The sequence below is a fragment of the Sinorhizobium sojae CCBAU 05684 genome (genome assembly GCF_002288525.1).
Classification (GTDB): domain Bacteria; phylum Pseudomonadota; class Alphaproteobacteria; order Rhizobiales; family Rhizobiaceae; genus Sinorhizobium; species Sinorhizobium sojae.
The window spans coordinates 1,214,524-1,230,612 of sequence record NZ_CP023068.1; the positions used below are offsets into that span (position 1 = coordinate 1,214,524).

Below are 16,089 nucleotides of genomic sequence, written 5' to 3' on the forward strand. Positions count from 1 at the left end.
ACGGTGCCCGATCAGTTCGAAGCAGTCGGCTCGTTGAGCTTGTTCAGGGCGGCCGTCAGCCCCTTGAGCGAGAAGCGAATGGTGACGTTCTGCCCATTCATGAGCCGCATTCTCGCGGCTCCGACCTGACCCTTCTGGAGCGCCGTCAGCACAGCCTTGTCCAATCGTTGCTGCGTCCAACAGCCGGCCTGATTGCAGTTGCGGTAGACCATGTCGACGATCGCCTTGCCATCGGCGTCCAGTCCGAAGCCGGCCGGTAGGAAGATGTTGAGCGGCACCAGTGCCGTCAACGCAAGCCCGGTGTCAGCACCCGTTTTCTTCTGCGCGCTGTCCTCCGGCGCCGCACTCGCGATTGCGAGCGTCAGGAGGCTGACGTCCTCATCGCCTTGTTTCACATGCGCCACCTGCACGACTTCGCATTGCATCGCGGTCTTGCCTTCGCCGAGGTCGACCTGGGCGCAGCGGTGGTTCCAATCGTCGAAGCGCTGGGTGGTGACCGCTGGAGGTTCGCTCGACGTTGGGGCCGCCGCTTCCTGCGCGGCTGCTGCGGTTGCGAAAGCCACACAGCACGAGACGATACCAGCGACTACAAATCTCATACCCACCCCTCACCTATTACAATGCGTGCATCCGCCGCCCATCAAATGCAGCCAATGCTTGTAGGTCAGAGCCGCTAAATTTTTGGCAGGGCAATGTCAATGACAAATTCGAGGTTGCACACGGACTGGTTGTCATGGTTGCGCATCCGTCTATCTTTTCGCTAAGAATCAATGTGATTTGCGGATCGCCTGCGCTACGCTGACGCCGCGCTCCCTTACCAACTTCACCGCTTCAAGCTTGTATTCGCGGCTGAACTTCCGTCTCTGCATTCACACTCTCCGGTTTCGGAGGAGCACCTTATCTCGGTGTCCATGAAACCGGCAGCAGGCCACCTCATGTCAAGCTTAGCGGATCGCGTCGACCTTGCGCGCTTACCCTCTTCGGCTCTGATCAGCTTAGAAGCGACGGACGTGGAGCGCCATCTTGCCGATCCATCCCCGACCACTATGACCACGCCGGCACGAACATTCGCATTAACGGCACGAGATGCTGTGTCTCCAGGTCAAAACTTGTCGTATTGCTCCGGCAGGCTTTTACCAACTCGTCGAGGTCCACCAGCGCGAGCGGAATATTCGGTGCCGCCGCTCCGCCTGCATCAACGCCTCCTCTCAAGGAAGCAGAGCAACGTATTGATCGCATATGGATAATCAATATTTCATTTTTTTATAATCAGAGACCCATTAATTGCGACAGTAGACGGCGAATCGTCTTTGCCGTATCGGTTGGACATGAAATCGAGCCTCGAACATCTGCCGGAAAAGAAGCAGCGCGAGCTTGCCCGTGTGGTCGAGATCATCCACGAGGAGTTCGCCGATGCGCCTCGAGGGAAGCTCGGCCGCCTTCAAGAAGCGCGGGCGGATTTTAAAGATCATCCTGTTCGGCTCTTACGCCCGCGGCACCTTTGTTGACGAGCCGCACACGATGAAGGGCTACCGTTCGGATTTCGACATCCTCGTCATTGTCAATTCGAAAAAGCTCGCCGAACCTGAATACTGGGACAAGGCGACCGACCGGCTGATGTGGGACAAGGGGGTCTCGACGCCGGTCGGCCTCATCGTCCATGGCGCCCGGGAGGTGAACAACTTCCTGGCCGACGAGCAATATTTCTTCGTCGACATACTGCGCGAGGGCATCGTGCTTTATGAGCTCGATGATCGGCCCCTGGCGGAACCGAAGCGGCTTTCTCCCACAGATGCGCTCAGGGTGGCGAGGGGCACGTCAGCATCCACCTATCCGAAATCGGCGATTTGATCGCTGGCTCAAAATTCTATCTAGCAAAAGGTAACCAGCGTCGCGCCGCATTTGAGCTGCACCAAGCGGTCGAGGCAGCCTACTCCTGCGCTCTGCTAACGCTGACAAACTACAGCCCGCCTTCCCATAACCTGAAGTTCCTGCGCGGGCTCGCCGACATGGACCGCAGGCTGGTCGAGGCATGGCCCCGCGAGCAGCATCGTTACACCGCCTGGTACAACATCCTCAACGAAGCCTATGTGAAGGCACGCTACTCCAAGCAATTCGAGATTACTGAGGAAGCGCTGGCCTGGCTCGTCGAACGGACGGAACGACTGCACCGCCTCGTTGGGGTGATTTGTGGCGAACGGCTCGCGGAATTGGAACGTGCCGCCAGCAACGGAAGATGATGGTCTTCTGCAATCGAAGGCTCTCAAGGATCATGGATGCTGCTGGCACTGGCGGATCAGCGGCCGGACATGTACATGGCGGTGGTTTTCTTGTATTTGGGCGCCGATGGCGGTGACGAGGCGACAGACAAACGACTGCGGTTTCATGCCGCCTGCTCCTGCATCGGAGCAGGTCACGACCTTTGCCGTCCACGTGACCGAGTGGAAACGGCCCTTCCTCCAGCGCTACTTCCCCGAAAGACGTTTCCATTTCCTGCCGAAGGACCTCGGCGAACGCGAGATCGAACGCGTCTGGAACGCGCGAATCCTTGCGGAGGCACCCTGCGAAATCCTCGTCTGGGGGCCGGAGCTACCGCCGGCGCTGGCGGCGATCGCGAGGGAACGCAACTTGCCGGTGACCTTCCTGGAGGACGGCTTCCTGCGCTCGGTTCGCCCGAGTGCCAGCCGCACCCCTCCCCTGTCGCTGGCGCTCGATAGCCGCACGCCCTATTTCGACTGTGCCAAGCCCTCCGATCTCGAAATGCTGCTCGGGAGCTACGATTTCGAGGCGGACCCGACCCTCCTGGCGCGGGCGCGGGCCGGCATCGGGTGCCTCACCGCAAGCGGCATCAGCAAATATAATGGCGGGCGGCAGCGGACGGCGGAGGCGGTCTATGGCGAGAAGACCAAGCGGCGCGTGCTCGTCATCGGCCAGGTGGAGGACGACGCCTCGATCCGATATGGCTGTCCCGTGCCGATGACCAACAACGATCTCGTGCGCCTTGCCGCGACGGAACAGCCGGAGGCGCAGATCCTCTATAAGCCGCATCCGGATGTCCTGAGCCGCGTCCGCCCGGCGCGCTCCGACACGGCCGAGGTGGCGCATCTTGCAGAAATCGTCACCGAGCCGCTGCCGCTGACCGAGGCACTGAATACGGTCGACCATGTCTATACGATCACCTCGCTTGCCGGCTTCGAGGCGCTGATGCGCGGCATTCCGGTGACGACGGCGGGTTCGCCCTTCTATGCCGGCTGGGGACTGACCGACGATCGCCAGGCGCATCCGCGCCGCGGCCGCAGGCTGACGCTGGAGGCGCTTTTCGCCGGCGCCTATCTCCTCTATTCTCGCTACTTCGATCCCGAGACCGGAGAAGAGACATCATTCGAAGCGACCGTCGCCACGATCCGCAGGCAACTCGACGAGCCCGACACCCTTTCCCCCTCCCGCCCCGCCTGGCGGCCCTGGGGGCCCTATGGCGTCCTCGGCTGGCGGCACCTGATGACCGCGCTGCTTGCGCCGGCCATCCGCCATGCGGGCAACGACCGGGACGTCGAGGATTTCCGGGCCGATCCCATCGGCTTTTTCCGAGGCCTTTCCGATCCACGCCTCCGGCTGATCGGCCGTATGCTCTATCCCTTCGGGTGACCGCGTGAGCTATCTCTTCACCCATATCCGCGTCGTCGGCGCGCTGCTCGTCCGGGAAATGGCGACGCGCTTCGGCTCCAAGCCCGGCGGCTATATCTGGGCGCTGCTCGACCCGGCCGCCCATATCTTTCTGTTGACGCTGGTCTTCGGGGCGATCGCCCGCTCGCCGGCGCTCGGCACCAGCTTCGCGCTGTTCTTCGCCACCGGCTATATCGCCTTCCAGTTCTATCAGGCGATGAGCAGCTATCTGAACAGCGCGGTCCGCGCCAACCGGGCTCTGCTCAGCTACCCGAATGTCGCGCCGATCGACACGGTCGTCGCACGCTTCGTGCTGCAGCTCGGCACCACCTCGCTCGTCGCCTTTATCGTGCTCGGCGCCATCATCGCCACCATGCGCGTCGAGACCAGCCTGCACTGGCCGCTGATCCTGGAGGCGGTGGCGATGGCCTGTGTTTTCGGGTTGGGCATCGCCATGGTCAATTGCGTGCTGTTCCTCAAATATCCGCTCTACGAGCAGGTCTTCGGCATCGTCAACCGGCCGCTCTTCCTGATCTCCGGCGTCTTCTTCCTGCCGGATTCGATCCCGGATCCCTATCGCGATCTCGTGCTCATCAACCCGCTCGTTCACATCATCATGGGCTTCCGCAAGGGCTTCTATCCGGAATACCGCGCCATCGGCCTCGACATGAACTATCTCTACGGAATCGCATTTCTGACATTGTTTGCCGGAATGCTGGTCTTCACCCTCTCCAGAAAGACGCTGAGAAACGAATGATCCGGTTCGAGCAGGCGACGAAATATGCCCGCACCAAGGGCATCAAGAAGCCGATCATCGAAGATGCCTCGCTTACCCTCAACCGGGGCAAGAGCGTCGGCCTGCTCGGCCGCAACGGCGCCGGCAAATCGACGCTGCTGCGGCTCATCGCCGGCGCGATCAAGCTCGACGGCGGCCGGATCATCCGCCGCGGTAAGATCTCCTGGCCGCTCGGCTTTTCCGGAAGCTTTCAGAGCTCGATGACCGGCGAGCAGAATGTGCGTTTCGTCGCCCGCATCTACGGCGTCGATACGGAGCAACTCGCAGCCTATGTCGAGGATTTTGCCGAGCTCGGGCCCTTCTACAAGGCGCCGGTCGGCACCTATTCCTCCGGCATGAAGGCGCGGCTTGCCTTCGGCTTGAGCATGGGCGTCAACTTCGATTATTATCTCGTCGACGAAATCACCGCCGTTGGTGACTCAAATTTAAAAAAAAAGTGTCAGGCTGTCTTTCAAACCAAGCTCCAGGATTCCGACGTGATCATGGTTTCGCACAGCACCGGCACGATCCGCGACTATTGCGACTGCGGCGTCGTACTGGAAAAGGGCAAGCTGACTTATTATGAAGATGTCGAGGACGCGATCCGCGCCCACGACAGAAACATGAAGGGAAATTGAATGGCGGCGAGCAAAGACGCGGCAGCGAACAAGCCGGGCCAAACCGAGGCCGCCAAGCCCACCCCCGCAAAAGCCGAGGCCAAGAGCAAGGGCATCGAAGTCCTCGAAGGGCTGCTCGGCAAGGAAAGCGCGCCGGTCATTCCGCTGCCGGGGCGCGGCAAGTTCGAGCCGAAAAAGAAAAAGGGCCTGCTGGCCGGCTGGCTCAAGAAGCTGCGCTGGCGTCACGCGATCATCGGCGGCACCTTCCTCGGCCTCGTCGCCGTTCCGGCAACGCTCGCCTCTCTCTACATGGCCTTTGTCGCCGCCGACCAATATCACAGCACCACCTCCTTCGCGGTGCGCAGCATCGAGGGCGGCGGCGCGACCGACATCCTCGGCATGTTCACCCAGGCTTCCAGCGGTAGCACGGTTTCGGACAGTTATATCCTGATGGACTATATCCTCAGCGAACGCATGGTTGCGGCCGCCGACGGCAAGTTCAAGCTGGAGGATGTCTACGCCACCCGCGGGCTCGATTATTTCTACGGCATCGGCTCGACCCTGCCGATCGAGGACAAGCTCGCCTATTGGCGGGATGTGGTGAGCGTCAATTTCGACCACGCCTCCGGCATCATGCAGGTGACGGTGAAGGCCTTCGACCCCAAGCAATCGCAGGCGATCGCGCAATTCATCGTCGACCAGAGCGACAGCCTTGTGAACAGCCTCTCGCTTTCGGCACGCAACGATGTGCTGCGTGCGGCACAGGACGAGGTGCTGGCGGGCGAAGCGCGGCTTACCAAGGCGCGCGCGGCACTTCGCGACTATCGCGACAAGTCGCAGGAGATCAGCCCAGAGGAAGGCGCCAAGCTTGCCGTGCAGCTGATCGGCGGACTTGAGGCTGAACTGACAAAGCTCAACGCCGACCTCGCCACCGCGAAAAGCCAGATGAGCGAGGACACGCCGCGCATCCGCGTGCTCAAGACCCGCATCGAGAGCCTGGAGCAGCAGCTCACCATCGAGCGCCAGCGGCTCGGCACCGGCGAAACGTCCGCCGCGAACGACCCCAACGCCCCCGACGTCGCCGGCCGCATCGCTGAGTTCGAGGAGCTGGAGACCGAACGCGAATTCGCCGAGCGCGCCTATACGGCCGCGTTGAGCTCGCTGGAAAAGGCGCGCATCGAGGCGAACAATCGGCAGCGCTATCTTGCGCTGTTCATCGAGCCGACTCTTTCGGAGATGGCGCAATATCCGTCGCGTTTGCTGAATGCGCTGCTGGTTACCCTCGGCCTGCTCTTCGTATGGGGCATCGGGGTGATGAGCTATTACAATATTCGGGACCGAGCCTAGACGCGGTCCCGCGTTTCAATCGATAGAGCGGCGGACGTGTGCTTCGTCGCCGCTCGTATGCATCCGCAGCTTACGCGATCAGGCCACGCCGGCGCGCAGCAGGTCGTGAATGTGCAGAATACCGAGCGGCATTTGCGCATCGTCAACGAGGAAGAGCACGGTCACCTTGTGTTCCTGCATGAACTCCATGGCGGCGCTGGCGAGCACGTCTCCCTTCACCACGCGCGGATTATGCGACATCACCTCTTCGACCGGCTGGCTCAGCAGGTCGCCGGCCATATGACGGCGCAGGTCGCCGTCGGTGATCACGCCGACCAGGGCGCCATGTTGGTCGACGATGCCGACGACGCCGAAGCCCTTCGACGACATCTCGATGACCGCCTCGCTCATCGGGCGGCCGACGGCAAGCAGCGGCACCTGTTCCGCCACATGCGCCAACTCATGGACCAGGCGCAATTGGGCGCCCAGCTTGCCGCCCGGATGGAAGGTCTTGAAATCCTCGGCGGAAAAGCCGCGCCGCTCCAGAAGCGCTATCGCCAGCGCGTCGCCGACAGCAAGCTGCAGCATGGCCGAGGTCGTCGGCGCCAGCCCGTGCGGGCAGGCCTCCGGCACTTTCGGCAGCACCACCGCAACATCCGAATTGCGCGCGAGGATGCTGTCGCGGTTGGATGAGATCGAGACGATCGGTACGCTGAAGCGCTTGGCATAGGTGAGCATGTTGGCGAGTTCCGCCGTTTCGCCCGACCAGGAGAGCAGGATGAGAGTATCTTCCGAGGTGATCATGCCAAGATCACCGTGGCTCGCCTCGGTTGGATGGACGAAATAGGCAGAGGTGCCGGTGGAAGCCATGGTCGCGGCAATCTTGCGGCCGATATGTCCGCTCTTGCCGACGCCCGAAACGACGACACGGCCCCGGCCTTCGCCGATCAGCTCGACAGCGTCGACGAGGCTCTGCGCAAAGGCTTCATTCGAGGCGAAGTGGTCGGCGAGCGCCTTTATGCCATTGCTTGCCGTCGCCAGGGTGAACCTGATCGAGTTGCAGGTTGACACGGTGAAATCCACGGGTCTCACGCTCTCTAGCGCCATAAGTATCTTCTCCCTCTCCATTCGCCCTGGCTGGTCTTTGCACGAAGCAGTCGTTCCGCGCATGAAATCCTTCGCGGCCAGTCGCAGCCAGCACGTACTCCAAGCCTTTGTCTATTCGCCAGAGTCATCGGCTCTCAGCTTCGTCCGAACTCATCGGCAATGCGGATGATGTCGTCCTCACCGAGATATGAGCCTGTTTGGACTTCGATCAGCTCGAGCATGATCTTCCCGGGATTGGCGAGCCGGTGGACTTCGCCGAGCGGGATATAGATGGACTCGTTCTCCTGAAGAATCTTTACGGTCTCTCCAACTGTGACTTCTGCCGTTCCTTTGACGACGATCCAGTGCTCGGAACGATGATGATGCTTTTGGAGCGACAGTTTCCTTCCAGGTGACACGAAAATACGCTTAACCTGGAATCGATCGCCCACCAGGACAGAAGTGTATCCGCCCCAGGGGCGGTAACATGTGGGATGGATTTCGGTCAGACTCGAGGTCTCCGGAACGGATTCGAGATGTTTGACGACCTGACCGACCTCTTGGCTGTCTTCCATTCGGCCGACATACACAGCATCTTCGCTGGCAACGACGACGACATTCTCGAGGCCTCTGACGACAAGGTGCGGGCCATGAGACATCACCAAGGAGCTCTTTGTCCCCAACAGCGTCGTGTTGGCTGAAACGACGTTTTCTTCCTCATCCTGCGCCCCCGTTTTCCACACAGAATCCCAGCTGCCGAGGTCGGACCACCTAAAGACAGAGGGAACCACAGCGGCCCTCGACGTCTTCTCCATGATGGCGTAGTCGATGGAAATGTTGGGGCTCTTCTCGAAGGCCTCGCGATCAAGCCGCAGGAAATCGAGATCTCTCGCCGCGGCAGACACCGCTGAGTTCGCAGCCTCCAGCACCTCTGAAGCGAATGCCTCAAACTCCGCGAGCAGCATTGGTACGGCAAACATGAACATGCCGGAGTTCCAATAGTACCCACCGGCAGCCAGCATCTCAGTGGCGGCGCTCCGAGCGGGCTTCTCCACGAAACGCCGGACCGCGTGAGCGCCGCTCGGGAGAATGTCTCCCACTTCTATATAACCATAGCCGGTCGCTGGTTCAGTCGGCGTGATCCCAAAGGTCACAAGCTTGCCGTCTTCTGCTGCGGCGCGAGCGGTCAAGTTCGCACTATGGTATGTCCGATCAACGCCAATCTCGTGATCGGAAGCGAGCACTTGGATAATGGCGTCCTCGCCGAATATCTTAGCGGCGACAACCGCAGCGGCCGCAATGGCCGCAGCCGTGTTGCGCGCCACCGGCTCCAGCACGATACCGCTTAGATCGCTCCCAAGTTCTCGAGCCTGCTCGGCGACAAGGAACCGGAATTCCTCGTTTGTGACGACGATCGCGGGCTCGTAGATCGCAGGATCAGAGACCCGCTGCAGCGTGCTCTGAAAAAGCGTTCGACTGCCAATGAAGCGAATGAATTGTTTTGGTGCTGCCGCTCGGGAAAGAGGCCAAAGGCGCGTGCCTTTGCCGCCCGCCATGATCACCGGAACGATTTTCTTGGACAATTACGATCCCCTCAGAAGTCGCCGCCTTGCGCGCTTACCCACTGCCTCAGGCGATCCAGGCCGACGCCAAGCAGCGCCAGGGCAGCAGCTTCCGTCGCAGCCTCGACGTAGCAGCGTATCTCTGGCGCGTTGCCGGAGGGCCGAAAATGAATGATTCTTTGGTCCGCCAAGGTCACACGAAGGCCATCGACGTCATTTCGCGAGGACACCTGGCCCGCCTCTTTCAAAAAGGATGCAAGGTTGACTTCCGATGCCCGCAGGTGGTCAAGCAGGCGCAAACTTGCTTCGGTCGGAAATTTCTCCAAGCGATCGGAAGCCGCGATTGGCAGGTTGTAAGATCGGGTGATCGCAGAGAGCGATTTTTTTTGAGCGGCGATGAGTGACACGGCGACCAATATCGGCAGCATGCAATCACGCGTCGGCAACGGGTCTATCGTACGTCCGTCGACGCTGCACGCGCTCGCCAGCAGCAATCCGCCGTTTGCCTCAAAGCCGACGACGCGCTCCTTGCCAGCGGCGAGAGCCTCCTTCATACCGGCAATGACGAAGGGAGAACCGACCCGGGTCCGCCTGACGGGGAAGCCCAGTGCTTCAATGCCGGAATTGGAGGTCACAGGCGTGACGATCGCATCGGCGCGCAGGTACTCTGCGGTCATTAAACCGAGCAGATCGCCGCGCAGCGGAACGCCTCTCTCGTCAGCGACCAATGGCCGGTCGCCATCCCCATCGGCAGAGACGATGGCGTCCACGTGGTGTGACTCTGCCCAATAGGCCAAATGCGAGAGGGTCTCACTGGAGATCGCCTCGGTATCCACGGGTAGGAAGGTCGCCGAACGGCCGAGGGGCACCACCTCTGCCCCGTAATGGGCAAGCACTTCGGCAATCAGGTCACGGGCAACGGTGCTGTGTTGATAGATGCCGACTTTTAGGCCATCCAAGACTCGCGCCGGAAGCAAGGCTATATTTCGCCGATAGAACAGGTCGAAACACTGGCCGGAGTGATCCTCGACAGCGGAGCGCTGATCAGCAGCCATTTCCGCCGAACCGGTTTGAGCGGCGAGAGCCGCAATCTCAGCCTCATCCGCCTTGTCGATCTCCCCGTCCGGGCTGTAGAATTTGATCCCATTCCGATCGGCCGGAATGTGCGAGCCGGTGACCATCAGGCTGGCCGCGCGGTTCTTCATGCTGTAGAGCGCGAGAGCCGGCGTGGGTATCGTCCCACAATCGCAGACCCTAAACCCGAGGTCGCTGAGCACGTAGACGCAGGTTGCCGCAATCGCAGGGCTGCTGTCACGGAAATCGCGTCCAACGAAAATCGGATCTCCCACCTCAGCCTTGCCGCTTTCGATTAGAAAACGGCCGAAAGCACTTGCATAGATCGACGCCCCGCCTGCAACGAGATCAATAGACAGGCCACGCAGGCCGCTGGTTCCAAACTTCATAGCATTCGACTGTCTCAACCAAGATCGGGGTTCTCTTACCCTGCCGTCGATCCGTGCGCAATCGCCGCTTGCTCCTCGGTGCATCCGGTGATCTAGCGGTGGAGGAAGCACTGCGCCCTGGCTGCCAATGTTTCCAAAATCGCGGCCCCAATCAGGCCCAGTGTGCCTCTTGCCTTACTTGACGGTCGGTTCAGCCACGATGTTGGTAATGGTACAGTTCAACTGGCGCTTGTCGCCGCGCCTGCATTCAACGTTGATCAACTTGGCGTCGGGGATGTGCAATTGGAACATGGCGAGCCATGCGCCGGGATGCATGACGGTCAGGTGACTGTGCCCGTCGTCGTAGCAGGCGATTGTGTGATACTGGAGCGGGGCTGCCAGCGAAAGTTTCTTGATCAACGGTTCCATGCTTTCGAACGCGATGTGCTCAAGAACGTCAGCGCTACAGATCAGATCTGCCGTCGGGATGGCTTCACTGACAAAGTTGGCCTGCAAGAATTCCGCATTGGAAGGTAGTGCCGCAACGCCGGGCGCCTTCGCCCAATCGATCGCCGTGACTTTCGTGGCGCTTTCTGCGATTGCTGCGGAAAACTTGCAGTTTCCGCAGCCAATCTCGATTACAGAACTCGCTCCTGATCCGGATATGGTCTGCAGAGCCGGGATTAGCCAATTGTTTGTCTGGTAGGCCTTCTCATGGTCGTGCAGGTCCTGATAGACCTCCTCGGGGTGGTCAAGGGGTGACCTGACCCTCGCGAGAGCATATCTCTCGATCATCGTCGGAAGGCTTTCTCCAAACTCACTCGCGAGTTCAAAGAATAGCTCGGCGTGCTTGATTTCCGCGTCAATGAAGGCGTTCGCTATTGCTGTCTCGGCAGGCACTCGTCACGCTTTCATGGTTGCAAATGGTTCGAAGAATTCATCCAGAAAGATCAATTTCTGGGCCTTGTTCAGCATATGCTTATACTTATTCTCCGCATATTCGCTTTCGCGGCAATAGATAAGCATAGCCTCAACATCCTCGTCGGGAAGATCCTTTATCGAGGTTAAGACGAAGTTTGCCTTTTTGGTGAGGTTTGGCGCTTCTTCCCTCAGTGTCTCCAAGCTGATTGCAGGTCTGTTCGGTCCGGTAAGATACCGTGCGGTGCCTTCAACGAGGAACATTATACCGAAGCGGTCATCACCTGTGCTGGATGCAATCTTTTGGTATTCCTGCCAATGTGGCTTCGGCGCAGGAAGCTCGACTTTGGTCACGACCCTGCGGGGAACGTCAACTCCGATCTGGCCCAGCAGATTTCTTGCGCGTGCGATGTTCCGCTTTTGTCCCAACCGATTGTCGAGATCGAAGAGGTAATCTTCGAGCATGGACCTGAAGCGAACCACCTTCATTCTGCGGGATGTTGCGTCGTCGCGGCCCTCGACAATGCTTGCGATGGCGAGTTCGATATCCTGGCGGCTACGGGCGTCGAAGGTCATTCCTTTGAACGAATAGGTCGCATTGCCGAGCGCAATCACTGGCTTATTGAAGAGAAGGGCCTCCAGGCCAACGGTGGAGTTTATGGTGACGACGCACTTCGCATGCTCAATGAGCGAGTGAACGTGAATGTCCTTGCTGACGACGACAGGGCAACCATAGGCTTTGGTCATCTCTGCAGACGTTCTGTCCTGTTGGCCAGTGTTCTCGGGGTGCGGCCGAACGACCACAGTGAGGCCGAACTGCTTAGCCGCGGCGCAAATATCCGTCATGACGGCGTGCATCGTCTTGTACTGCGGCGAATTGATTATGACGTTGGAATCGATTTCGATCTGCTCTGGGAAGAAAACATAGTTGTCGTCTTGGGCGATCCCAAGAGCCGCGAGAACCTCGGCCTTCGATCCTGTGGTTCCTTGCGAAACGATCGTCTGCTTTGAGGAGCGATACTTTTCGATCTGCTTTTCCAGCTGAGCAGCCTGGCGCGAAGATATCAGCGGGAGCTTGCTGCCTGCGAGATGGCCCTTGAAGTTCACGCCCTTGGCATCGGCAACGAACGTGTTTGGCAGGAGTCCTCGCTCGGTGTGAATTACCGGTAGCGAATGTATGATGCCGGCAATCTTGAGAATGTACATCAGGTGGGGACCATTGCCGTTCCAACCGACAAGATAATCAGGCCTCAGCCGCGCGATCAGATCTTCCACCATCATTAAAAGAGAGATCGAATGAAGGACGGTGTTGTTGAAGGCTTTGAAGTGATTGGGAAAGGCGGCCCGGTGGAACTCAAAATCTTCCGTCAGGTCGAAACCGCGATAGATCACGCGATCATCGGCACCGATCCTGAGAACAGAACTTTTGAGTGCAGCTTCAGCTCGGGCTCGGTAGGCTTTTCGGTCGAATTCGTTGATCGAGGTCACTTCGAAGCCGTTTTTGTGGAAAATGGAATAGCCGGTTTTTTCGAACTTAAGGAAGTTTACCCTCGAGCCGGCTGCCCGCAATGCGCGCCCGAGCGCCAAATTGATGTCCACAAGGTGCCGCGCATCCGGCGTGAAAATTAGTCCGAGTGGTTCTGAGGCATCTGAAGCGGAGGACGGTATTGGCGATCTCTCGGAGACCCGCTCAAAGTCCGTCTTGAGGATTTCTCCGATGGTCTCGAGATTCCCGCTGACATGGTGGTTTCTAAGATATAGCTCCAATGCGCCCGATTCGATGTTCTGGCGCAGTTCGTCGTCGTCCAGGAGTCTTTCACAATGGTCTCGAAACTCGCTCCAGTCATCGGTGATGTATCCGCTCAAGCCGCTTTCGATGTCGACGCCATCTGCTCCGAGGGATGTGGAAACAACGGCCTTGCCGTGCGCTAGGGCCTCAATGAGCTTAATCTTCATGCCGGCGCCGGCCATGATAGGAACGACGACGATTTTCGACTGGTCATAGATGGTGGAAAGGTCATCGACATAACCGAGGCGATGTAGGTACTTCTTCCTGAGTTTCTTGATCGCGGCTGTGTCGCAGACGCTGCCAACCACGGCAACCTTCATGTCCGGGTAGCGCTGGTGAAGGGCTGCAAGCACTTCCTCCTCGAACTTGAGGAAGCCGTCTCTATTGAACGTCGCGCTCGATCCGACGAACAGGAAGTCGTACTTCATCTCTTCCGCGCCGAGAACGATGTCCTCGGTGGCCTGGAAAGCTGGAACCGTATAAATCGGCTTCCTGGCTGGTTGGAGAAACCGCTTGAGATAGGCGTGCTCGTTCCTGTTGATGGCAACAAGGCGATCGAACTGCGACAGAAGTCTCTTCTCGTGAGCCTTCATCTTGATCAGCGAGAATTCCTGTTCCTTGCCGCTTTGGGCTAGAGACTCCTCGAGTAGATGCTGGACGTCGTGGGTATCGAGCACACGAAGTCCGGCAAAGCTTGCAGGCACGGCCATTGCGAGTTTCGCGTAGTTAACGAATGCGACGTCGGGATCAATCTCTCGGAATAGGGCGTCGACCGCCTTCCGGAACTTAACGGGGCAGGTGTGCCTGTTGGAGATTGTTTCGCGGATCGACGTTTTGCGGCGCCGGAGAATGAAGTCGCGTATTGTTCTGGCGCGCGTTCCCTTCTTCGAAAAAAAGTGTGGGTGGTTAACGACGACCACGCGGGTAGCGGAATAAGTCTCCTGGAGCTGCCTTTGAGTCTCTGCGACGGTTCTGCCATCGCGCGCAGTCTTCAAGACGCAAAGGTATATCTCGTTCCCAAGCCTTCTAATTGCCCGGATCATTGCGTCCATTCGCGAGTGGCTGCCCTTGGAAATCGGATACGGGCATTCGCTACACAGAATTGCAATCTTCTTCATTCGGGATTTCCTCACGTCGTCGTCTTGGAACCCGCCTGAATAGTTTAGCAAGGGCATATTGTACAGCCTCGCGGGGCAATTGCCTGATCCCGTTGTAGCCGGTCTGGCGTCTCGTGCTTGCTAGTCGCAATGCCGAACCGAAGACCAAACATCTTGCGGCGCAGCAAGCTGCGGCCCTGATGGTGTTCTCAACCCGACAACTTTCGAAATGGGCTTGAATGTCACGGCATCCTTTGGGTAATTGTCAGCTGCGCTCAAAGCGCCCAGGGGAGGCTCATGCGATATTTCGACTCATTGACGTACGATGAGATCCTTGAGCGACACGAACAGGAAGTGACCCGTATTAAGTGCGTTTACATCAAGCGATCTAATCCGGCTAAAGGATTGCTGGTCAGCCTTGCCACTCACAAAAATAATGGCCGGTATTCGTCCCGCGAAAGCTACTATTCCTGTTTTGAGGGCGATCTCCTTTTTTTCGCCGATGTAGGTAATAGCTACTATCTGAGAGATGCAGGCGCGGCTTACTTGGCTCTGGTAGAGCCCTTCGTGAGACACTGTCGCTCCAGCGACATGATTTACGGTCATCTTGAGGACGCAGAACAAAAGTATTACATCCCGGGCATTGACGAGTTTGTTGGCTATCCATCATCAATAAAATCGCACCGATACTCGATGGAAAGGGGGCGTCAGAAATTCCCTTTTTCCCGTGCGACTGCAAATCGCGAGGCGGAGCCGGTGCCGCACTCCTGTAGATGAGTAGATCATTGCGAGGTCCCATTTTTCTTTTCGGCTTCAGCCGCTGGAAAATCTTCGTGCGCGACTGGTTCCCAGAAGCCGACGTAATCTTCGCGCCGCCAAGTCTCTTACCACTTGAGTTCGACCTCTACTGGAAGCGCCGCATTCTCCGCGACCCGCGCACCAAAGTCCTCGCGTGGCAATACAAGGCCCCGCCGAAACTCAAAGCCTTCTGCGCCCGCCACGGCATTCCCTTTCACTACGTCGAGGACGGCTTCATCCGCTCAGTCGCGCTTGGCGCCCTCCGAGTGCCGCCGCTGTCTCTCGCGTTCGACGCGCAGGACATGTATTTCAACGCCAATGGCCCGACCGATCTCGAGGACATTCTCCGGACCTATGATTTCGCGTGCGACCACGCGTTGATGCGCCGGGCGCGGGCCGCGCGGGAGCATTTGCTTGCGAGCCGGCTCAGTAAATACAATTCCGGTCATTCGCTGGATATCGCCTCGGTCTATGGCGACAAGACGCGAAAGCGCGTGCTTGTCATCGGCCAAGTGGAGCGCGATGCGTCGATCGCCTATGGCTGCGCTCGCAAGATGACGAACAACGACCTCGTTCGGCTTGCAGCCATGGAGAACCCGGACGCCCAGCTCATCTACAAGCCGCATCCGGAGGTGCTGAAAGGCACGGCCAAGGCTAAGTCCAACCCGGAGTTGGTGCGCGACATCGCAATGGTCCTTACGCAGGACATCAGCCTTGCGGACGCGCTCGAAACCATCGACCACGTCTATACGATCACGTCTCTTTCCGGGTTCGAGGCGCTGCTGCGCGGCATCAAGGTGACGACGGTCGGCTGCCCCTTCTATTCCGGCTGGGGGCTGACGGACGATCGCCAGCCGAACCCGCGGCGGAGCCGGAAGCTCTCGATCGATGAAGTCTTTGCCGCAGCCTACATCCTTTACGCGAAATATCTCGACCCCGTCACCAAGGCGCCGATCGAGATCGAAGAGGCGCTGAATATTCTCGCCAGATTGCGTGCCGAGCAGATGGTAGCCTGA

The 16,089-nt window shown here is 58.9% G+C and carries 12 protein-coding genes and 1 pseudogene; 7 read left to right on the forward strand and 6 right to left on the reverse strand.

Annotated features, from left to right (window positions below):
• Positions 1-11: 11 nt before the first annotated feature.
• Positions 12-599 (reverse strand): invasion associated locus B family protein, encoded by a 588-nt coding sequence (locus tag SJ05684_RS23260; RefSeq protein ID WP_034858489.1) that lies wholly within the window; start codon positions 597-599, stop codon positions 12-14.
• 729 nt (positions 600-1,328) lie between these two features.
• On the opposite strand from SJ05684_RS23260, the pseudogene SJ05684_RS23265 reads away from it, so the two are divergent.
• From SJ05684_RS23265 to SJ05684_RS23285, 5 genes and pseudogenes are all read left to right on the forward strand, one after another.
• Positions 1,329-2,240: pseudogene (locus SJ05684_RS23265) on the forward strand (nucleotidyltransferase and HEPN domain-containing protein).
• 106 nt (positions 2,241-2,346) lie between these two features.
• Positions 2,347-3,645 carry a capsular polysaccharide export protein, LipB/KpsS family gene (locus tag SJ05684_RS23270; RefSeq protein ID WP_034858486.1) on the forward strand — a complete coding sequence of 433 codons (1,299 nt, stop codon included), beginning with the start codon at positions 2,347-2,349 and terminating at the stop codon, positions 3,643-3,645.
• A 4-nt stretch (positions 3,646-3,649) separates the two neighbouring features.
• Positions 3,650-4,420, forward strand: coding sequence for an ABC transporter permease (locus SJ05684_RS23275; RefSeq protein WP_034858485.1), 771 nt, complete (start codon positions 3,650-3,652; stop codon positions 4,418-4,420).
• Entirely contained in the window at positions 4,417-5,076 is a 660-nt protein-coding gene (locus SJ05684_RS23280) for an ABC transporter ATP-binding protein (protein ID WP_095694358.1), read from the forward strand. The genes SJ05684_RS23275 and SJ05684_RS23280 overlap by 4 nt, the downstream gene beginning before the upstream one ends.
• On the forward strand, positions 5,077-6,402 hold the full coding sequence (locus SJ05684_RS23285; RefSeq protein ID WP_034858481.1) for a KpsE/RkpR family capsule polysaccharide export protein: 1,326 nt from the start codon (positions 5,077-5,079) through the stop codon (positions 6,400-6,402).
• Positions 6,403-6,480: 78 nt separating this feature from the next.
• Here SJ05684_RS23285 and SJ05684_RS23290 read toward each other — a convergent pair whose 3' ends face one another.
• From SJ05684_RS23290 to SJ05684_RS23310, 5 genes are all read right to left on the reverse strand, one after another.
• On the reverse strand, positions 6,481-7,488 hold the full coding sequence (locus tag SJ05684_RS23290) for a KpsF/GutQ family sugar-phosphate isomerase (protein ID WP_095694359.1): 1,008 nt from the start codon (positions 7,486-7,488) through the stop codon (positions 6,481-6,483).
• A gap of 134 nt (positions 7,489-7,622) precedes the next feature.
• Positions 7,623-9,050, reverse strand: coding sequence for a mannose-1-phosphate guanylyltransferase/mannose-6-phosphate isomerase (locus SJ05684_RS23295; RefSeq protein WP_095694360.1), 1,428 nt, complete (start codon positions 9,048-9,050; stop codon positions 7,623-7,625).
• Positions 9,051-9,061: 11 nt separating this feature from the next.
• The gene (locus SJ05684_RS23300; RefSeq protein WP_095694361.1) at positions 9,062-10,492 is read right to left on the reverse strand and encodes a phosphomannomutase; all 1,431 of its coding nucleotides are present in this window, start codon (positions 10,490-10,492) and stop codon (positions 9,062-9,064) included.
• Positions 10,493-10,666: 174 nt separating this feature from the next.
• Entirely contained in the window at positions 10,667-11,371 is a 705-nt protein-coding gene (locus tag SJ05684_RS23305; protein WP_034858145.1) for a class I SAM-dependent methyltransferase, read from the reverse strand.
• Positions 11,372-11,374: 3 nt separating this feature from the next.
• Positions 11,375-14,296 carry a capsular polysaccharide export protein, LipB/KpsS family gene (locus tag SJ05684_RS23310; protein ID WP_034858146.1) on the reverse strand — a complete coding sequence of 974 codons (2,922 nt, stop codon included), beginning with the start codon at positions 14,294-14,296 and terminating at the stop codon, positions 11,375-11,377.
• 276 nt (positions 14,297-14,572) lie between these two features.
• Between SJ05684_RS23310 and SJ05684_RS29775 the strand changes: the two genes are divergently transcribed.
• On the forward strand, positions 14,573-15,052 hold the full coding sequence (locus tag SJ05684_RS29775) for a hypothetical protein (protein WP_157212004.1): 480 nt from the start codon (positions 14,573-14,575) through the stop codon (positions 15,050-15,052).
• Complete coding sequence (locus SJ05684_RS23320) at positions 15,049-16,089, forward strand: capsular polysaccharide export protein, LipB/KpsS family (RefSeq protein WP_034858151.1); 1,041 nt, start codon at positions 15,049-15,051, stop codon at positions 16,087-16,089. The genes SJ05684_RS29775 and SJ05684_RS23320 overlap by 4 nt, the downstream gene beginning before the upstream one ends.